General features: G+C 72.4%; 16 protein-coding genes. 8 read left to right on the top strand and 8 right to left on the bottom strand.

Features of this window, described 5'->3' with window-relative positions:
- The first annotated feature begins 130 nt into the window (after positions 1-130).
- Complete coding sequence (locus tag BOQ63_RS37400) at positions 131-520, top strand: hypothetical protein (protein ID WP_030278844.1); 390 nt, start codon at positions 131-133, stop codon at positions 518-520.
- Between the two features lie 149 nt (positions 521-669).
- Here the strand turns inward: BOQ63_RS37400 and BOQ63_RS37395 are convergent, their stop codons facing one another.
- Positions 670-840, bottom strand: a complete 171-nt coding sequence (locus BOQ63_RS37395; RefSeq protein ID WP_167395833.1) for a hypothetical protein — start codon at positions 838-840, stop codon at positions 670-672.
- Between the two features lie 158 nt (positions 841-998).
- Here BOQ63_RS37395 and BOQ63_RS37390 point away from each other — a divergent pair, with 158 nt between their 5' ends.
- The 4 genes from BOQ63_RS37390 (at position 999) to BOQ63_RS37375 (ending at position 5,510) form a co-directional block, all read left to right on the top strand.
- Positions 999-1,502 carry a GNAT family N-acetyltransferase gene (locus tag BOQ63_RS37390; RefSeq protein WP_030278846.1) on the top strand — a complete coding sequence of 168 codons (504 nt, stop codon included), beginning with the start codon at positions 999-1,001 and terminating at the stop codon, positions 1,500-1,502.
- A 215-nt stretch (positions 1,503-1,717) separates the two neighbouring features.
- The gene (locus tag BOQ63_RS37385; RefSeq protein ID WP_030550707.1) at positions 1,718-2,461 is read left to right on the top strand and encodes a class I SAM-dependent methyltransferase; all 744 of its coding nucleotides are present in this window, start codon (positions 1,718-1,720) and stop codon (positions 2,459-2,461) included.
- A 145-nt stretch (positions 2,462-2,606) separates the two neighbouring features.
- On the top strand, positions 2,607-3,020 hold the full coding sequence (locus tag BOQ63_RS37380; RefSeq protein ID WP_030278851.1) for a VOC family protein: 414 nt from the start codon (positions 2,607-2,609) through the stop codon (positions 3,018-3,020).
- A 126-nt stretch (positions 3,021-3,146) separates the two neighbouring features.
- Entirely contained in the window at positions 3,147-5,510 is a 2,364-nt protein-coding gene (locus tag BOQ63_RS37375; RefSeq protein ID WP_072655755.1) for an ATP-binding cassette domain-containing protein, read from the top strand.
- Here the strand turns inward: BOQ63_RS37375 and BOQ63_RS37370 are convergent.
- The 3 genes from BOQ63_RS37370 to BOQ63_RS37360 form a co-directional block, all read right to left on the bottom strand.
- A complete protein-coding gene (locus BOQ63_RS37370) occupies positions 5,495-6,022 on the bottom strand; it encodes a GNAT family N-acetyltransferase (protein ID WP_030278855.1) in 528 nt (175 codons plus the stop codon). The genes BOQ63_RS37375 and BOQ63_RS37370 overlap by 16 nt on opposite strands.
- 157 nt (positions 6,023-6,179) lie before the next feature.
- On the bottom strand, positions 6,180-7,115 hold the full coding sequence (locus tag BOQ63_RS37365) for a Gfo/Idh/MocA family protein (protein WP_030278858.1): 936 nt from the start codon (positions 7,113-7,115) through the stop codon (positions 6,180-6,182).
- A 67-nt stretch (positions 7,116-7,182) separates the two neighbouring features.
- A complete protein-coding gene (locus BOQ63_RS37360) occupies positions 7,183-8,211 on the bottom strand; it encodes an LLM class flavin-dependent oxidoreductase (protein WP_107488594.1) in 1,029 nt (342 codons plus the stop codon).
- On the opposite strand from BOQ63_RS37360, the gene BOQ63_RS37355 reads away from it, so the two are divergent.
- Positions 8,104-8,601 carry an aryl-sulfate sulfotransferase gene (locus BOQ63_RS37355; protein ID WP_107488593.1) on the top strand — a complete coding sequence of 166 codons (498 nt, stop codon included), beginning with the start codon at positions 8,104-8,106 and terminating at the stop codon, positions 8,599-8,601. The two genes, BOQ63_RS37360 and BOQ63_RS37355, sit on opposite strands and share 108 nt — an antisense overlap.
- A gap of 23 nt (positions 8,602-8,624) precedes the next feature.
- Here the strand turns inward: BOQ63_RS37355 and BOQ63_RS37350 are convergent, their stop codons facing one another.
- The gene (locus tag BOQ63_RS37350) at positions 8,625-9,536 is read right to left on the bottom strand and encodes a LysR family transcriptional regulator (RefSeq protein WP_030278864.1); all 912 of its coding nucleotides are present in this window, start codon (positions 9,534-9,536) and stop codon (positions 8,625-8,627) included.
- Positions 9,537-9,660: 124 nt separating this feature from the next.
- Between BOQ63_RS37350 and BOQ63_RS37345 the strand changes: the two genes are divergently transcribed.
- Positions 9,661-10,344, top strand: coding sequence for a TolB family protein (locus BOQ63_RS37345; protein ID WP_143174846.1), 684 nt, complete (start codon positions 9,661-9,663; stop codon positions 10,342-10,344).
- Positions 10,345-10,534: 190 nt separating this feature from the next.
- Here the strand turns inward: BOQ63_RS37345 and BOQ63_RS37340 are convergent, their stop codons facing one another.
- The 3 genes from BOQ63_RS37340 to tdh form a co-directional block, all read right to left on the bottom strand.
- The gene (locus BOQ63_RS37340; protein ID WP_072655753.1) at positions 10,535-12,127 is read right to left on the bottom strand and encodes a CocE/NonD family hydrolase; all 1,593 of its coding nucleotides are present in this window, start codon (positions 12,125-12,127) and stop codon (positions 10,535-10,537) included.
- 326 nt (positions 12,128-12,453) lie between these two features.
- A complete protein-coding gene (locus tag BOQ63_RS37335) occupies positions 12,454-13,647 on the bottom strand; it encodes a glycine C-acetyltransferase (RefSeq protein ID WP_030278873.1) in 1,194 nt (397 codons plus the stop codon).
- 29 nt (positions 13,648-13,676) lie between these two features.
- Positions 13,677-14,705 (bottom strand): L-threonine 3-dehydrogenase, encoded by a 1,029-nt coding sequence (gene tdh / locus BOQ63_RS37330; protein ID WP_030278875.1) that lies wholly within the window; start codon positions 14,703-14,705, stop codon positions 13,677-13,679.
- Between the two features lie 452 nt (positions 14,706-15,157).
- Here tdh and BOQ63_RS37325 point away from each other — a divergent pair, with 452 nt between their 5' ends.
- The gene (locus BOQ63_RS37325) at positions 15,158-16,627 is read left to right on the top strand and encodes a serine hydrolase domain-containing protein (protein WP_051746562.1); all 1,470 of its coding nucleotides are present in this window, start codon (positions 15,158-15,160) and stop codon (positions 16,625-16,627) included.
- The last annotated feature ends 65 nt before the right edge of the window (positions 16,628-16,692 follow it).

The raw sequence follows: 16,692 nt of genomic DNA, 5'->3' as shown, positions 1-16,692 counted from the left end.
GCCCCGGAGCGGCAGCCGCTACCGCAGGGGTTTACCCGGCCGTTCGACCCTGGAGTTGACGCCGCGTCGGGGCCCGAACTGCCACGCTCTTCCCATCCACCGCGACCCCGCGGTGGCAACGGGAGGAAGCATGAGGAAGAAGCTCGCGGCGACGGTTCTCGGCGGGACGGCGGTGCTGGGGCTCGCGCTGGGCACCAGCCCGGCGTCGGCCGCATCGTGGCACTACGCCTGGTTCGACACCCACACCCCGACCACCGGCTGGTCCACCAAGAACATCGGCCTCGGACCGGGCGGAAGCAGTGTGCGGTTCGACGTGTGGTGCTCCGGCGGCGGCTCGTACAAGGTGGAGATCCGTAAGGCCGGCGTCGGCATCGGCGTCAGCCAGGCCGACCACGTGCCGTGCGACGGCCACTGGTACTCCGTCACCACCAAGCACCTGAACACCCGCTGGGCGTACTACGCCCACCTCAGCACCCACAACGGCAAGCGCCCGCTCCAGGTCGCGGCCTACTGGGGCTGATCGCCCGCGCGGTCCCTCACGACCGGCGCGACGCCACGGGGTGCGGGGCCGGGGGTGCGGTGGCCGAGGGAGGCCAGGACGTGTGCTCGATCGGGGGACGTCCTGGCCGACCTCGGCCACCGCGTCGGCGCAAGGGCGCGGTCGCGGGCTCAGATGTGGCCGGGGCCGGGAGGGGGGCCGCCGCTTCCCCAGGGGCCCGTGCCGAATATCCAGGCGCACAGGAAGAACAGGATGAAAGGCAGCAACAGCAGGGTCAGGATCACGAACACGATCCGGCCGCCCATCGGTGGCCTGTTGTCATCCGGTCGATGCTCCGCCACGCGTCCCGTCCCTCTCCCGTCGCCGGTCACCGTGAGACCAACTCAACTTAACGCCCAAGGGCGTTGATGTCTCCGGTCGGAGCAGGGCGTTGCGTCCCGCGGGAGGGCGGGGCGATATTCCGTGCGCCGACTGCCCGCCGCTGGATAGCCTCGGCGGCATGACCTGGCTTCCTGCTGACTTCGTCCACCCCGTCCGGGTCCCACTGCCCGGCGGGGCCCACCATCTGCGGCCGATCCGGGAGTCGGACGCGCCGATGGACTACCCGGCCGTGATGGGGTCGCGGGAGCGGTTGTTCGGCATCTTCGGACCCGCCTGGGGGTGGCCGTCGGAGACGATGACGGCGGAGGCGAACCGGGTTGACCTGGCGCGGCACGAGCGGGAGATCGCCGCGCACGAGTCGTTCAACTACGTGCTGTTGGACCCGGCCGAGACGGCGGTGCGCGGGTGCGTGTACATCGACCCGCCGGAGCGGGCCGGCGCCGACGCGGAGATCTCCTGGTGGGTGGTGGACGAGCTGGTCGGCAGCGAGGTGGAGCAGGCGCTGGACGCCCTGGTGCCCCAGTGGATCGCCGCCGACTGGCCGTTCCGGCGACCGCGCTTCCTGGGGCGGGAGATCAGCTGGCAGGACTGGCTGGCGCTGCCGGGTGTCCGGGGTGCCTGAACGCGCCCTGAGTTTCGGGACGGTCGCGGAGGCCTACGAGCGAACTGGACGCCGACATCACGGCGCACCTCGCCCGCCGCCGCTGATTCGTGGCTTCTGCCAGTACGCCCGCCCCGTCGGCCTGCGGAAGACTTCCCGGCGGAGGCCACGGCGCGTCCCGGGCCGTGGCCGCAGCAGACGGCCGCACAGGGCCGATCACAGGGGAGGACGGCGCGATGAGCGTGCACCAGTACGACCGGATCGGCGAGGCGTTCGAGGGCTTCAAGGCCCTGCCGTTGGTGCGGTACGGGGAGGTTCCGAGCGTCCTGGCGCTGGTCGGGGACGTGCGCGGCAAGACCGTCCTCGACCTCGCGTGCGGCACCGGTTTCTACAGCCGGGAGCTCCGGCGGCGCGGCGCCGCCGAGGTGCTCGGGATCGACATCTCCACCGAGATGATCGCCGCGGCACGGGCGTTGGAGGAGCGCGACCCGCTCGGCATCCGCTACGAGGTCGGCGACGTCGCCGAACTGCGGCCGCTGGAGCTGCAGTTCGACTCCGCACTGGCGGTGCAGTGCCTCAACTACGCCGAGGACGTGGCGGCGCTGGAGCGGATGTGCCGCAACGTCCACCGCAGTCTGGTGCCGGGCGGGGACTTCTTCGTGTTCGCCCAGAACCCCGACTACCGCTTCGACTGCGCGTCCCTGGAGCAGTACGGGTTCCGCTGCGAGCCGACCGGCGAGGAGGCCGGGGCTGGTCCGCGGGTGCGGGTCACCGCGCTGCTCGACCCCCAGCCGATCAGCATCGTCGCCACCTGTCCGCGCCGCGAGGTCTACGAGCAGTCCCTGCGGGCGGCCGGGTTCCACGACCTGGAGTGGGTGCCGCTGCGGATCTCCGAGGAGGGCCTGCGCGAGTTCGGCGAGGACTTCTGGGCGGACGCGCTCGCCCACCCGCCGCTGGAGCTGCTGCGCTGCCGCGCCTGAGCAGCAGTGGGACCGGCGCTCGCCCGATCGGGGGGTCGGGCGAGCGCCCTCGTGCGGGTGCCCGGCGGGGACCGAGAGGGACGGAGAGGGAACCGGTCAGGATTCGAGAAGCGCCCTCCCGGGGGCCGCGCCTAGCGTTGCGGTCATGAACGACATCACCATTCACTGGACCTTCCTCCCGCACACCGACCCCGAGGCCTCCCTGGCCTTCTACCGGGACCTGCTCGGCTTCGAGGTCCGCCAGGACGTCGGCGGCGGCCCGATGCGGTGGATCACTGTCGGCCCCGCGGACCAGCCCGGCGTCTCGCTGGTGCTGGAGCCGCCGTTCGCGGACCCGGGCATCACCGAGGACGAGCGGCGTACCATCACCGAGATGATGGCCAAGGGAACGTACGCGCGACTGGTGCTCGCCACCGCCGACCTGGACGGGGTGTTCGACCGGTTGAAGTCCGGCGGCGCCGAACTCGTCCAGGAGCCGACCCTGCAGCCGTACGGCATCCGCGACTGCGCCTTCCGCGACCCGGCGGGCAACATGGTCCGCTTCAACGAAGTGCGCTGAGTCGCCCGGGCCCGCCCCGACCGCCGGAAGGCCGGGGCGGGCCCCGACCCGCCCGTCCGGACAGCCCGCCGTCCGGAGAGGCCGCCGCCCGCAGACCGCAGACACCGCCAGGGAGCGAAGAACACGATGGCCGAGCCGCACGTCGCCGACAGCCACGACCTGATCAGGGTGCACGGCGCCCGCGAGAACAACCTCAAGGACGTCAGCGTCGACATTCCCAAGCGCCGGCTGACGGTGTTCACCGGGGTGTCCGGTTCCGGCAAGAGCTCGCTGGTCTTCGACACCGTCGCCGCCGAGTCGCAGCGGCTGATCAACGAGACCTACAGCGCCTTCGTCCAGGGCTTCATGCCCACCCTGGCGCGCCCCGAGGTGGACGTCCTGGAGGGGCTGACCACCGCGATCATCGTCGACCAGCAGCGGATGGGTGCCGACCCGCGCTCCACCGTCGGCACCGCCACCGACGCCAACGCGATGCTGCGCATCCTGTTCAGCCGGCTCGGCACCCCGCACATCGGCTCCCCCAAGGCCTTCTCCTTCAACGTCCCCTCGATCAGCGGCGCCGGCGCGGTGACCGTCGAGCGCGGCGGCCGGACGGTCAAGGAGCGGCGCAGCTTCAGCATCACCGGCGGCATGTGCCCGCGCTGCGAGGGCCGGGGCAGCGTCTCCGACATCGACCTCACCCAGCTGTACGACGACACCAAGTCGCTCGCCGAGGGCGCGATCCTCATCCCGGGCTGGAAGCCGGACAGCTGGTGGACGGTCGGCGTCTACGCCAACTCGGGCTTCCTCGACCCGGACAAGCCGATCCGCCGGTACACCAAGAAGGAGCTCCAGGACTTCCTGCACCGGGAGCCGACCAAGGTCAAGGTCAACGGGGTCAACCTGACCTACGAGGGCCTGATCCCCAAGCTCCAGAAGTCCATGCTGTCCAAGGACAAGGACGCCCTCCAGCCGCACATCCGGGCCTTCGTGGAGCGCGCCGTCACCTTCACCGCCTGCCCCGAGTGCGAGGGCACCCGGCTGAGCGCGGCCGCCCGTTCCTCGAAGATCGGGAAGATCAGCATCGCCGACGCCTGCGCGATGCAGATCAGCGACCTCGCCGACTGGGTGCGCGGGCTGGACGAGCCCTCGGTGGCGCCGCTGCTCACCGCGCTGCAGCAGGTGCTGGACTCCTTCGTGGAGATCGGCCTCGGCTACCTCTCGCTGGACCGCTCCTCCGGCACCCTCTCCGGCGGCGAGGCCCAGCGGGTCAAGATGATCCGCCACCTGGGCTCCTCGCTCACCGACACCACGTACGTCTTCGACGAGCCCACCACCGGACTGCACCCGCACGACATCAGCCGGATGAACGACCTGCTGCTGCGGCTGCGGGACAAGGGCAACACGGTGCTGGTGGTGGAGCACAAGCCGCAGACCATCGCGATCGCCGACCACGTGGTGGACCTCGGCCCGGGAGCCGGTGCGGCGGGCGGCTCGGTCTGCTTCGAGGGCAGCGTGGCCGGGCTGCGCGGGAGCGGCACGGTGACCGGGCGGCATCTGGCGGACCGGACCTCGCTGCGGGAGGCGGTCCGTACGCCCACCGGGAAGCTGGCGATCCGCGGCGCGGACACCCACAACCTGCGGAACGTGGACGTGGACGTCCCGCTCGGAGTGCTCACCGTGGTCACCGGGGTCGCGGGCTCCGGGAAGAGCTCGCTGATCCACGGCTCGCTCCCCTCGGAAGAAGGCGTGGTGTACGTCGACCAGGGCGCGATCAAGGGCTCCCGGCGCAGCAACCCGGCAACGTACACCGGGCTGCTCGACCCGATCCGCAAGGCCTTCGCCAAGGCGAACGACGTCAAGCCGGCCCTGTTCAGCGCCAACTCGGAGGGCGCCTGCCCGACCTGCAACGGCGCGGGTGTGGTCTACACCGACCTGGCGATGATGGCCGGGGTGGCCTCCACCTGCGAGGACTGCGAGGGCAGGCGCTACGACGCCTCGGTGCTGGAGTACCGGCTGGGCGGCCGGGACATCAGCGAGGTGCTGGCGATGTCGGTGACGGAGGCGGAGGAGTTCTTCGGCGCCGGGGAGGCGAAGCTGCCGGCCGCGCACCGGATCCTGGAGCGGCTCGCCGATGTCGGCCTCGGCTACCTGAGCCTCGGGCAGCCGCTGACCACGCTGTCCGGCGGGGAGCGCCAGCGGCTGAAGCTGGCCACCCACATGGGCGACAAGGGTGGGATCTACGTCCTGGACGAGCCGACCACCGGTCTGCATCTGGCGGACGTCGAGCAGCTGCTCGGCCTGCTGGACCGACTGGTGGACTCCGGCAAGTCGGTGATCGTGATCGAGCACCACCTGGCGGTCATGGCGCACGCCGACTGGATCATCGACCTCGGCCCGGGCGCCGGGCACGACGGCGGCCGGGTCGTCTTCGAGGGCACCCCGGCCGCGCTGGTCGCGGCCCGCTCGACGCTGACCGGCGAGCACCTGGCGGACTACGTGACCGGCTGACGGGCCTGCTCCAGCGGGAGGCGCATCTCCAGGATCCGGGCGCCCTCGTCCAGCACGTACGGCGTCTCGCCGCCGGTGTACGTGAAGCCGCGCCGCCGGTAGAAGGCGGCGGCGCGGTGGTTGGCCTCGTGGACGCCGAGCAGCATCCACCTGGCGCCGCCGTCGCGGGCCCAGGCGATGACGGCGTCCAGCAGGGCGTCGGCGACGCCGCGGTCGCGGCCGCGGTGCGCCGGGTCGACCCAGACGCCGATCAGGTCGACGGTCTCGGCCTTGACGCTGGGGGTGCCGAGCATGGTGGCGACCCACTGGTCGGTGTCGTCCACGGCGACCAGGCCGATCCGGCCGGGCTCGTTCAGCCAGTCCGTCCGGGCCCGCCAGTTGCCCTCCCCCTGGATCCGGGCGTACTCGTAGGGCTCCCCGAACGCCATTGGGGTATCGAGGAGTTGGGCCAGCCGAATGGTGCGCAGCCGCTGCCAGTCCTCCCGGCCGATCCGCTCGATCCGGTACTCCATGCCGTCCCCCGTGGTACGAAAAGGCCTCCGCTGCCGGTGATCACCGGCAGCGGAGGCAGGATAGCCGGGCCGGGGTCATGGCCCGGCTCAACGGTCACCGGACCACATGGCAGCGGCCGGTGACACACCGATGAAGCGCCGCACCCCGCCCTGCCGGTCAGACCGCCTCGATGCGCTCCACGATCAGCTCGCACAGCTCGTGGGTGCGCAGCGCGTCGTGGGCGTCCAGCGTCTTCCCGGCCCGCACGGCGTCCAGGAAGGCCAGGACACACTGCTCGATCCCGCGCTGGCGGGCCACCGACACCCAGTCACCGCGCCGGCGCACGGTGGGCTGGCCGCGATGGTCGATCACCTCGGCCAGGTTGCGCACCTCGCGCTTGGAGTCGCCGCCGGAGACCTCCAGCACCTCCTCGGTGGAACCGGAGACCCGGTTCATGATCCCCAGCGCGGTGAACCCCTCCCCGCCGAGCGTGAGCACCACGTGCTCCACCAGGCCGTCCCGGTCCTTGCGGGCCCGGACGTCCACGTGCTCGACCTCGCCGGGCACCAGGAACCGCAGGGTGTCCACGACGTGGATGAAGTCGTCGAAGACCAGGGTCCGGGCGGCCTCGGCCAGGCCCTCGCGGTTCTTCTGCAGCACGATCAGGTCGCGCGGGCGCTCCAGCGCCTGCGCGTAGCCGGGCGCGTGGCGCCGGTTGAACCCGACCATCAGCGAGCGGCCGGTGCGGTCGGCGAGGTCGACCAGCTTGCGCGAGCCGTCCAGGGTGTGGTCCAGCGGCTTGTCCACGTACACGTCCACCCCGGCGCGGAGCAGCCGCTCGACGATCGGCACGTGCTGGTCGGTGACCGCGTGCACGAAGGCGGCGCGGATGCCGCTGTCGATCAGCTCGCCGAGGTCGGTGAACCGCTTCCCGTCCTCGATCCGGTACGTCTCCCCAAGCCGGTCCAGCTTCGCCCCGTCCCGGGTCATCAACCGCACATCCAGGCCCGGCAATCCGCCCAGGACCGGCAGGTACGCCTTCTGCGCGATGTCACCGAGCCCGATGACACCCACCGGAAGGGGGCCACCGCCAGGGACAGGGGTCGAGTTCATCAGCTTTCTCCACGGGTGCGCGCCGACAGCATCACCCCCACCCTATGCACCGGCTGCCGTGCGCCCCTCACCTGCCGCCGGCGGCCGGCGGGATGCCGCCCGGGGTACGGGCACCCGGCGGCGGGGCGACCAGGCCGCGGGCCAGGAGCACGGGCCGGACGCCTTCGCCGAACCAGTAGGCCTCCTCCAGGTGCGGGTACCCGGAGAGGACGAAGTGGTCGATGCCGATGGCGTGGTACTCCTCGATCCGGTCGGCGACCTCCTCGTGGCTGCCGACCAGGGCGGTGCCCGCCCCGCCGCGGACCAGGCCGACGCCGGCCCACAGGTTGGGGTGGATCTCCAGCTTGTCCCGCGATCCCTGGTGGAGCGCCAGCATCCGCTGCTGGCCCACCGACTCTCTGCGGCCGAGCAGGCGTTGGGCGTGTGCCACCTCGGCGTCGCCGATGCCGTCCAGGAGCCGTTCGGCCTCCTGCCAGGCGTGCCGGGAGGAGTCGCGGGAGATGGTGTTCAGCCGGACGCCGAAGCGGATCTCCCGTCCCTCGGCCTCGGCGAGTCCCCGGATCCAGTCGATCTTCTGCTTGACCTGGGCCGGCGGTTCGCCCCAGGTCAGGTAGACGTCGGTGTGCCGGGCGGCCACCGGTCCGGCGGCCGCGGAGGAGCCGCCGAAGAAGACCGGGACCGTGGGAGCCGGCGGCACCGGCACGTGCGCACCGGTCACCCGGTAGTGGGCACCGTCGAAGTCGTACGGGGTTCCGGACCAGGCGCCGCGGACCACGGCGAGGAACTCGTCGGTCCGGGCGTAGCGGCTGTCGTGGTCCAGGTGGTCCCCGAAGCGGGCCTGTTCGTCGGCGTCGCCGCCGGTCACCACGTTCAGCAGGAGCCGGCCGCCGGTGGCCCGCTGGTAGGTGGCGGCCATCTGGGCGGCCAGGGTGGGCGAGATCAGTCCGGGCCGGAAGGCGACCAGGACGAACTCGCCGACGGTTCCGTCATGGTGGGCTTCCGCAGCGCCTCGACGGCGGTAATCATCGACCGGGAGACCGGTGACGTGACCTGGCGGCTCGGCCCCGACGTCCTCGCCCAGCAGCACTACCCGCACGAACTCGCCAACGGCACCATCCTCGTCTTCGACAACGGCTCCTACCGGCAGGGGACTTCGGTGCCGTACTCGCGGGTGGTCGAGGTCGACCGCGCCAGCCGGGCGGCCGTCTGGGAGTACCGCGACGACCCGCCGCAGAACTTCTACAGCCCGTACACGTCCAGCGCCCAGCGACCGCCCAACGGCAACACCCTGATCGCCGAGGGCTCGTTCGGCCGGATCTTCGAGGTCACCGCCGGAGGCGAGGTGGTCTGGGAGTACGTCGTCCCCCACTTCGGCTCGTTCGGTGAGGGCGTCGGCCTCGAATCCTCCAGCGGGGCCCAGAACGCCGTCTTCCGGGCCTACCGGTACGCGCGGTCGGCGATCGCATGGCTGCGCTCCGCACCCTGAAGGTAGCCGTTCGTCGGGTGGGCTCAGGCCCCCGAGGCGGCCGCCTCGGCGAGGGAGTCCAGGACCGGGCGGATCAGCGGGTGCCCGTCGGCACCGGCGCGCACGGCGGCGAAGACCCGGCGGGTGGCCAGTTCGCTGTCCACCGGGCGAACCGAGACCCGGGCCAGGTCGACCCCGCGCAGCGCCGAACGCGGCACCAGGGCGACGCCCGAACCGGCCGAGGCCAGGGCGACGACGGCGCGGAAGTCGTCCGAGGAGTGCAGCAGGCGCGGCTGGAAGCCGGCGTGCTCGCAGGCCAGCAGGACCACGTCGTGGCAGGGGTTGCCAGGGTAGGGGCCGATCCACGGCTCGTCGGCCAGCGCGGCCACCGCGAGCGGGCCCGACTCGGCGGCCAGCGGGTGGGCCAGCGGCAGGACGGCCTCAAAGGGCTCCGCGTACAGCGGGACCCGGGTGAGCCGGGCGTCGTCGGCGCGCGGGGCGCCCCGGTACTCGACGGCCACCGCGAGGTCGGCCCGGCCGTCCAGCACCATCGGCAGGCTGGCGTCGCCCTCGGCGTCCAGCACCTTGAGCCGTACGCCCGGCGCCCGGCCGGCGAGCAGCCCGATCGCGGGGGCCAGCACGTGCGAGATGCCGGTGGCGAAGGAGGCGACGGTGACCTCGCCCGCGACGCCCGCGCTGTACGCGGCGAGGTCGGCCTCGGCCCGCTCCAGCTGGGCGAGCACCGCGTCGGCGTGGCCGAGCAGGATCTCCCCGGCGGCGGTCAGCCGCACGCCCCGGCCCTCCCGGGCCAGCAGGTGGTGGCCGGTCTCCTGCTCCAGGGCGGCCAGCTGCTGGGAGACCGCGGAGGGGGTCAGGTAGAGGGCGGCCGCCGCGGCGGTCACGGTGCGGTGGTCCGCCACGGCCCGGAGGGTCCGCAGCCGTCGTGCGTCGATCACAGCCCAATTCTGCCAGCGTGCCGCGGCTGACCCGTTCGGGTGGGTCGCAGAGCGGTGGTACCACCCGTGGCGTATTTCGGGCGGAGATCGCTTCGGGCCGTTGACCGTCGCGCTCGGACGGCGCTTGGCTCGGGACCGAACCGGCGCCACCGTCGGGTTCACCTCCCGGGCGAGCAACCTCGTCCCGCAACAGCCCGCGGCGACCACCACGACGGCGGGTGCGGGCACCGCGGAGCTGCTGGCCGGCCCGCGGTTCTACCCGTACTACGTCTGGAAGGCCGACACCGGCAGAATCACCGGCGCCAGCGTGGACGGCACCACGGGCGAGCTGAGCGGCGCCGGCGGCGACGCCCGGATCAGCCCCGACGGCCGGTTCGCCCTCTACGGCCTGCCGGTCTACGGCGCCGGCCGGCCCGGCAGCCACGGCATCCGGATGGACCTGTACGCCCGTGAGCTGGCCACCGGCACGATCACCCGGATCAACACCTTCCTGCCCGGCACCACGACCACCGAGGGCGCCTACGACCCCGCCGTGACCGCGGACGGCCGCTGGGTCTACTTCGACTCCGGCGCCGACAACCTGGTGCCCGGCGACACCAACCAGCAGAACGACGTGTTCCGCCGCGACCTGCGCACCGGGCGGGTCGAGCGGGTCACCGCCGCCCAGGACGGCTCGCAGAGCACCGGCGGCTCCGACAGCCCGTACGTCGACGCCACCGGCGACACCGTCGTCTTCACCGCGGAGGACGCCAACCTGGTGCCGGGTGACAACAGCACCTACCTGGACGTGTTCCTGCGCCGGCTGTGACCCGCCCGGCGCGGGTGCCGGGCCGCCACCCGCCCCCTCCCGCCGGGTTTCCCGGGACCGCTCGGCGGCGCCCGCACCGGACGCCGCATACGACTGTTGACGTATTTTCCGACCGGATTCATCTCAGCTGTTGACCACCGGCCCCGGCGCGACCGGGGCCAGGACGACTGCCGCTTCCCGAACCAGGACCTCAGCGAACCGGCAGCGAGACCTCCGCCGGACCGAAGGTCACCGTGCTGCCCTTCGGCGTCTCGCCGCCGTACAGCTCGTCGTGGGTGCCGAGCACCAGCGTGAGCCGGTGGCCGGCCGGGAGGTCGTACGCGGTGGGGAACAGCGTGACGTCCAGCGGGAAGGGCTGCCCCGCCGGGCGTCCGCTCCAGCTCTGCGGGGCGTGCGCGATCAGCCGGCCGACGCCGAAGGCGTCCGTGTCGTAGAGGTACGCGACGGCCGTGCCCTGCGGCGCGGAGGCGGTGACGGTGGTCCGCACCCGGACGGCTCCGCGCACGGGGAGGCCCTGCCGGTACGGCCCCGCCTGCCGGACGGCCGCGGCGTCGCGGTCCAGCAGGGGCACCAGGGCGGTCGGCGGCTGGTGCAGCCACTGGTCGACCAGGCCGGAGAGCAGGACGACGCCGCCGCTCGCGCCGGAGGACCGGTCGCCGCGCACGGTGGACGTCTCGCCGAAGGACAGCTGCTCGGTGCGGGAGCCGACGGAGCTCCAGTCCGGGTACGCCTCGTGGGCGCCGGTCGGGCGGACCTCCAGGTCGACTCCGGTCCGGCTGCCCCCGGCGCCCTTGAGGTAGTGGTCGAGCCACGCGCGGGCGCCGTCCCAGGTGTCGTTGGAGAAGCCGAGCAGGCCGGTGAACTCCTGGCTCGCGTGGTCTCCCGGGCGCAGTTCGAGTCGCTTGGGGACGGTGAGCTTCCGGTAGAAGTCCGTCATCTGCCCGGGGTTGAAGAAGCTGTCGCTCCAGCCGTTGGCGAGGTAGACGGCGGTGCCGTGGGCGTTGATCCGGTCCAGGTAGGTGGCCGGTGAGCGGACGTTCGCCCACTTGACCACCTCGGGCAGGTCGCGGTCGGCGAACAGGTCGTCCAGGGCGGTCGCGAACTCCGGGCTCTTGCGGCCGGTCAGGCCCTCGATCGTGGCCAGCCTGGTGGCGGCCTGGGTGTGCCGGGTCTGCCCGCTGTACAGCGCGTCGGTCAGGTCCGCCCAGCCGCTCAGCGAGGCGACGGCCTTGATCCGCGCGTCGAACGCGGCGCCGAGGAGGGTGAGGCCGCCGCCGAGCGACAACCCGACCATGCCGACCCGGTCGGGATCCGCCGGGGTGTGGGCGAGCGCCCAGTCGATCACCGTCGAGATGTCGGCGACGTCCTTGGGCCCGGCGACGTCCACCTCCCCGCCCGAGCCCCAGAACCCGCGCACGGTGTACGTCACGACGACGTACCCGGCGGCGGCGAAGCGGTGGCCCTGGGCGACGTACTCCAGGTCGTTCTGCCCCCAGCTCGCCGGCTGCACCACCACCGGGTAGCGCCCCTGGGCGTCCGCGCCCGGCGTCCCGGCGGGCGGGGTGAACACGTCGGCCTTGAGGACGACTCCGTCCCCGGCGGTGATGTCGGCCAGCCGGAAGCCGTCGAGCGCCGACGCAGCGGCACCGAACGCGGGCGCCCCGGCGGCGGGTTGGGCCGCGACGGCGGAGGGGGCCGCCACCGCCCCTGCGCCGAGCCCGAGCGCCGCGACGAGGAGGGCGCTCACTGCCCGGTGTCGGCTGGTCCGGCGGGGTCGTGCCATCACACTCTGCTCCCTTGTTTCACTCGATGTGATCACGGCGAGCCTAAGATCTTCCGTCAGCGCGGGGGAGGTGATGATCAGCCAAATTACTGGCCGGTAACGTCGGGTGGCGACGGTGACGCCACCGGGAACCGCGAACGGGGGTGGGACACCGGCGCGGGCCGGCGTCCCACCCCCGAAGCGGGAGGGTGGGGCAGGTGGTTCTGGAGCCGTGCGGCAGTGGTGAATCGATTCGCCACTGTCGCAACGCACTTGTGAGCCCGCGGGCCGGTCCGGTTCCGAGCGGTCCGGCCCGCGGGCGGTCTGGGGACCCCCTCAGCGGGAGGTCAGTCGCCCAGCGCGGCGCGGGCGTCCACGAAGGCGGCGACGGCGCGCTCGACGTCCTCGGTGGAGTGCGCGGCGGAGAGCTGCACCCGGATCCGGGCCTGGCCGTGCGGGACGACCGGGTAGGAGAAGCCGATCACGTACACGCCGCGCTCCAGCAGGAGTTCGGCCAGTCGGCCCGCCTTCGCCGCGTCGCCGATCATCACCGGGGCGATCGGGTGGTCGCCCGGCAGGATCTCGAACCCGGCCTCGGTCATCTTCGTACGGAACAGCGCGGTGTTGGCCGTCAGCTTCTCGCGCAGCTCGTTGGAGTTCTCGACCAGGTCGAGCACCTTCAGCGAGGCGGCCGCGATCACCGGGGCCAGCGAGTTGGAGAACAGGTACGGGCGGGAGCGCTGGCGCAGCAGGGCGACGATCTCACGGCGGGCGGCGACGTAGCCGCCGGAGGCGCCGCCGAGCGCCTTGCCCAGGGTGCCGGTGATGATGTCCACCCGGTCCATCACGCCGTGGAGTTCCGGGGTGCCGCGGCCGCCCGCGCCGACGAAGCCGACGGCGTGCGAGTCGTCGACCATGACCATGGCGTCGTAGCGGTCGGCCAGGTCGCAGATCTCGCGCAGCGGGGCGACGTAGCCGTCCATCGAGAAGACGCCGTCGGTGACGATCAGTCGGCGGCGGGCGTCCTGGGTCTCCTTGAGCTGCTGCTCGAGGTCGGCCATGTCGCGGTTGGCGTAGCGGTGGCGGCGGGCCTTGCTGAGCCGGATGCCGTCGATGATGCTGGCGTGGTTGAGCGCGTCGGAGATGACGGCGTCCTCAGCGCCGAGGACGGTCTCGAAGACGCCGCCGTTGGCGTCGAAGCACGAGGAGTAGAGGATGGTGTCCTCCTGGCCGAGGAAGGCCGAGAGGCGGTCCTCCAGCTCCTTGTGCACGTCCTGGGTGCCGCAGATGAACCGGACCGAGGCCATCCCGTAGCCCCAGCGGTCCAGCGCGTCCTTGGCCGCGGCGAGCACCTCGGGGTGGTCGGCCAGGCCGAGGTAGTTGTTGGCGCAGAAGTTCAGCACCTCGCCCGGACGGCCGCCGCCCGTGACGGTGACCGCGGCGCTCTGCGGGGTGCCGATGACCCGCTCCGGCTTGAAGAGGCCGGCCTCGCGGATCTCGTCGAGGGTGGCGGCGATGTCGGCGCGCACGTTGTCGAACACAACAGGCTCCTTTGGCGTCAGCGGGGTGCTCAGGCGGTCCAGTCGAGGATGATCTTGCCGCAGTTGCCGCTCGCGGCGTCGTCGAAGGCCGCCTCGAAGTCGGTGGCGGCGTAGCGGCCGGTGATCACCGGGCTGAGGTCCAGGCCGCCCTCCAGCAGCACGGACATCGCGTACCAGGTCTCGAACATCTCGCGGCCGTAGATGCCCTTGATGGTGATCATCGAGGTGACGACCGAGGCCCAGTCGACCGGGAACTGCTCGGCCGGCAGGCCCAGCATGGCGATCTTCCCGCCGTGGGTCATGTTGGCGATCATCGACTGCATCGCCTCGGGGCGACCGGACATCTCCAGGCCGACGTCGAAGCCCTCGCGCAGGCCCAGCTTCTGCTGGCCCTCCTCGATGGTGTGCTCGGCGACGTTGAGCGCCAGCGTCACGCCGACCTCGCGGGCCAGGTCGAGGCGGTACGGGGACACGTCGGTGATCATCACGCTGCGGGCGCCGGCGTGCTTGGCGACGGCGGCGGCCATGATGCCGATCGGGCCGGCGCCGGTGACCAGCACGTCCTCGCCGACCAGCGGGAAGGACAGCGCGGTGTGCACGGCGTTGCCGAAGGGGTCGAAGATCGCGGCCACGTCGAGGTCGACCGGCACCCGGTGCACCCAGACGTTGGAGGCGGGCAGCGCCACGTACTCGGCGAAGGCGCCGTCGCGGTTGACGCCCAGGCCGATGGTGTTGCGGCACAGGTGGCGGCGGCCGGCCAGGCAGTTGCGGCACTTGCCGCAGACCAGGTGGCCCTCGCCGCTGACCAGGTCGCCGATCGCGATGTCCGCGACGCCGGCGCCGATCTCGGCGACCTCGCCGACGAACTCGTGGCCGAGGACCAGCGGGGTCCTGATGGTCTGCTGCGCCCAGCCGTCCCACTTGCGGATGTGCAGGTCGGTGCCGCAGATGCCGGTCCGCAGCACCTTGATCAGCACCTCACCGGGGCCGATCTCCGGCTTGGGGACGTCCATCAGCCAGAGCCCGGGCTCGGCGTTGTGCTTGACGAGTGCCTTCACGGGCGACGGCTCCTGACGTGCGGGGCGGGGACGGCCTCGGGGTGTGGGCCGAGGGGCGCGGTTCGGCCGCTCCTGACGGGCACGCTCCGGCAGGCAGAAATCTGCCTGGTGGGAGGGGGTGCGGTCCATCGAGGAATTCTTAAGGGCGGCCACAGCTGGGCTAAACGATCGTGCCCGAGCTGGGGGCGGGGGCGGCTGCGGCATGCCGGTGCTCACCCGTCCGGCCGAGCGCGGGGAGCCGTCGGCGACACCAACCGGACGTCGCGCCCCGGTACTTGACATCGCACCGCAGGCGGGACCGGCCACTCGGATGGGGCTCGGGCCCGTTCGGGCCAGCCGGGCCGCCACCGGCGCGCGGACCCCCGAGCGCGGTGCTTACGGTGGCGACGCTCCCCTGCGGCCCGTGGAGCAGGCGCTCCGGGGCCCTTCGCCCCAGAGAGGCGCCTCGACACATGACCAAGACCCGACGGCCCCGCCCGGCCGAGTCCCGCACCGCCGCCACTCGCATGGCCGCCACCCGCACCGCCGGCCGCGCGGCCGCCGCCGCCCTCGCTCTGACCGGCCTGCTCGCCGCCGCCGGCTGCTCCGGCGACTCGAAACCCGCCCGGCAGGGCGGCCGGGAGGTCACCGCCGAACCGGCCGCGCTCGGCCCGTCCGGGGGCACCGCCGGCTCGGGCGGTTCCCCCTCGGGCAGCGCCTCCTCCAACGCGGTGGTGGCGCTGACCCCCGCCGTCACCGGCCGGCTGGACGACGCGATCCAGCGGGTGCAGAAGCAGACGGGCGTCCCCGGCGTCTCGGTCGGCATCATCACGCCGAGCGGCACCTACCAGAAGTCCTTCGGCGTCGCCGACAAGAGCGCCAACACGCCGATGGATCCGGGGATGTACAGCCGCATCGGCAGCGAGAGCAAGACCTACACCGCGACCGCGGTGCTGCGCCTGGTGGACCAGGGCAAGGTCGGCCTGGACGACCCGATCTCCAAGTACGTGGACGGCGTGCCCGGCGGCGACGGGATCACCGTCCGCCAGCTGGGCGAGATGCGCAGCGGCCTGTTCCCGTACACCTCCGACCAGGACTTCGTGAACGCGTTCATCAACGACCCCAACCACGTTTTCACCCCGGACGAGTTGCTCGCCTACGGGTACAGGCACCCCGCGGTGTTCCCGCCCGGGTCCAAGTTCCAGTACAGCAACAGCAACTACATCCTGTTGGGCAAGCTGATCGAGCAGGTCGGCGGGCAGTCGGCCGGCGACTTCCTCCAGGCCCAGGTGTTCAGCCCGGCCTCGCTGGGCAAGACGAGCTTCCCCACCGACGCGACGCTGCCCGACCCGCACGCCCACGGCTACACCAACCAGACGCCCGACGGGTCGGTCCAGGACGCCACCGGCTGGAACCCGTCCTGGGCGTGGACGGCCGGCGCCGTCATCACCACCCTGGGCGACCTGGAGAGCTGGGCGAAGACCGTGGCCACCGGCTCCGTCATCAGCCCGGCCAGCCAGACCGAGCGCATGAAGACCCTGCCGACCGACGCCCCGAACGTCAGCTACGGCTTCGGCCTGTTCAACAACAACGGGTGGATCGGCCACAACGGCTCGATGCCGGGCTACGAGAGCGTGGCGGTCTACATGCCGGACGCTCAGGCCACCCTGGTGATGCTGCTCAACACCGACGTGCTCTCCCAGGGGCAGGAACCGTCGACGCTGTTCGCGAACGAGATCACCAAGATCATCTCGCCGAAGCACGTCTACGCGCTGCCCGCGGAGACCGCCTCACCGTCGGCCCCCGGCTCGGCCTCCGGTTCACCCTCGGGCTCGCCTTCCGGTTCACCCTCGGGCTCGCCTTCCGGTGCGCCCTCGGGCTCGCCCTCCGGCTCCCCGAGCGCGTCGCTGCCCACCAACACGGCCTCGACCGTCCGGACCTGATCCCCGGCTCCCGCGGTCGAGCGGCCCGACCCGGCTCACCCGGGGCGGGCCGCTCGCACTGACTT

The sequence above is a fragment of the Streptomyces viridifaciens genome, assembly GCF_001888885.2.
Lineage (GTDB): Bacteria > Actinomycetota > Actinomycetes > Streptomycetales > Streptomycetaceae > Kitasatospora > Kitasatospora aureofaciens.
This window is presented reverse-complemented; position numbering and strand designations above follow the sequence as displayed.

Bases quoted from the DNA above. Each gene is read 5' to 3' on its own strand.
- BOQ63_RS37390 (WP_030278846.1), top strand. From the start codon at position 999: ATGACCTGGCTTCCTGCTGACTTCGTCCACCCCGTCCGGGTCCCACTG.
- BOQ63_RS37385 (WP_030550707.1), top strand. From the start codon at position 1,718: ATGAGCGTGCACCAGTACGACCGGATCGGCGAGGCGTTCGAGGGCTTC.
- BOQ63_RS37375 (WP_072655755.1), top strand. From the start codon at position 3,147: ATGGCCGAGCCGCACGTCGCCGACAGCCACGACCTGATCAGGGTGCAC.
- BOQ63_RS37365 (WP_030278858.1), bottom strand. From the start codon at position 7,115: ATGAACTCGACCCCTGTCCCTGGCGGTGGCCCCCTTCCGGTGGGTGTC.
- BOQ63_RS37400 (WP_030278844.1), top strand. From the start codon at position 131: ATGAGGAAGAAGCTCGCGGCGACGGTTCTCGGCGGGACGGCGGTGCTG.
- BOQ63_RS37380 (WP_030278851.1), top strand. From the start codon at position 2,607: ATGAACGACATCACCATTCACTGGACCTTCCTCCCGCACACCGACCCC.
- BOQ63_RS37340 (WP_072655753.1), bottom strand. From the start codon at position 12,127: ATGGCACGACCCCGCCGGACCAGCCGACACCGGGCAGTGAGCGCCCTC.
- BOQ63_RS37355 (WP_107488593.1), top strand. From the start codon at position 8,104: ATGGTGGGCTTCCGCAGCGCCTCGACGGCGGTAATCATCGACCGGGAG.
- BOQ63_RS37325 (WP_051746562.1), top strand. From the start codon at position 15,158: ATGACCAAGACCCGACGGCCCCGCCCGGCCGAGTCCCGCACCGCCGCC.
- BOQ63_RS37370 (WP_030278855.1), bottom strand. From the start codon at position 6,022: ATGGAGTACCGGATCGAGCGGATCGGCCGGGAGGACTGGCAGCGGCTG.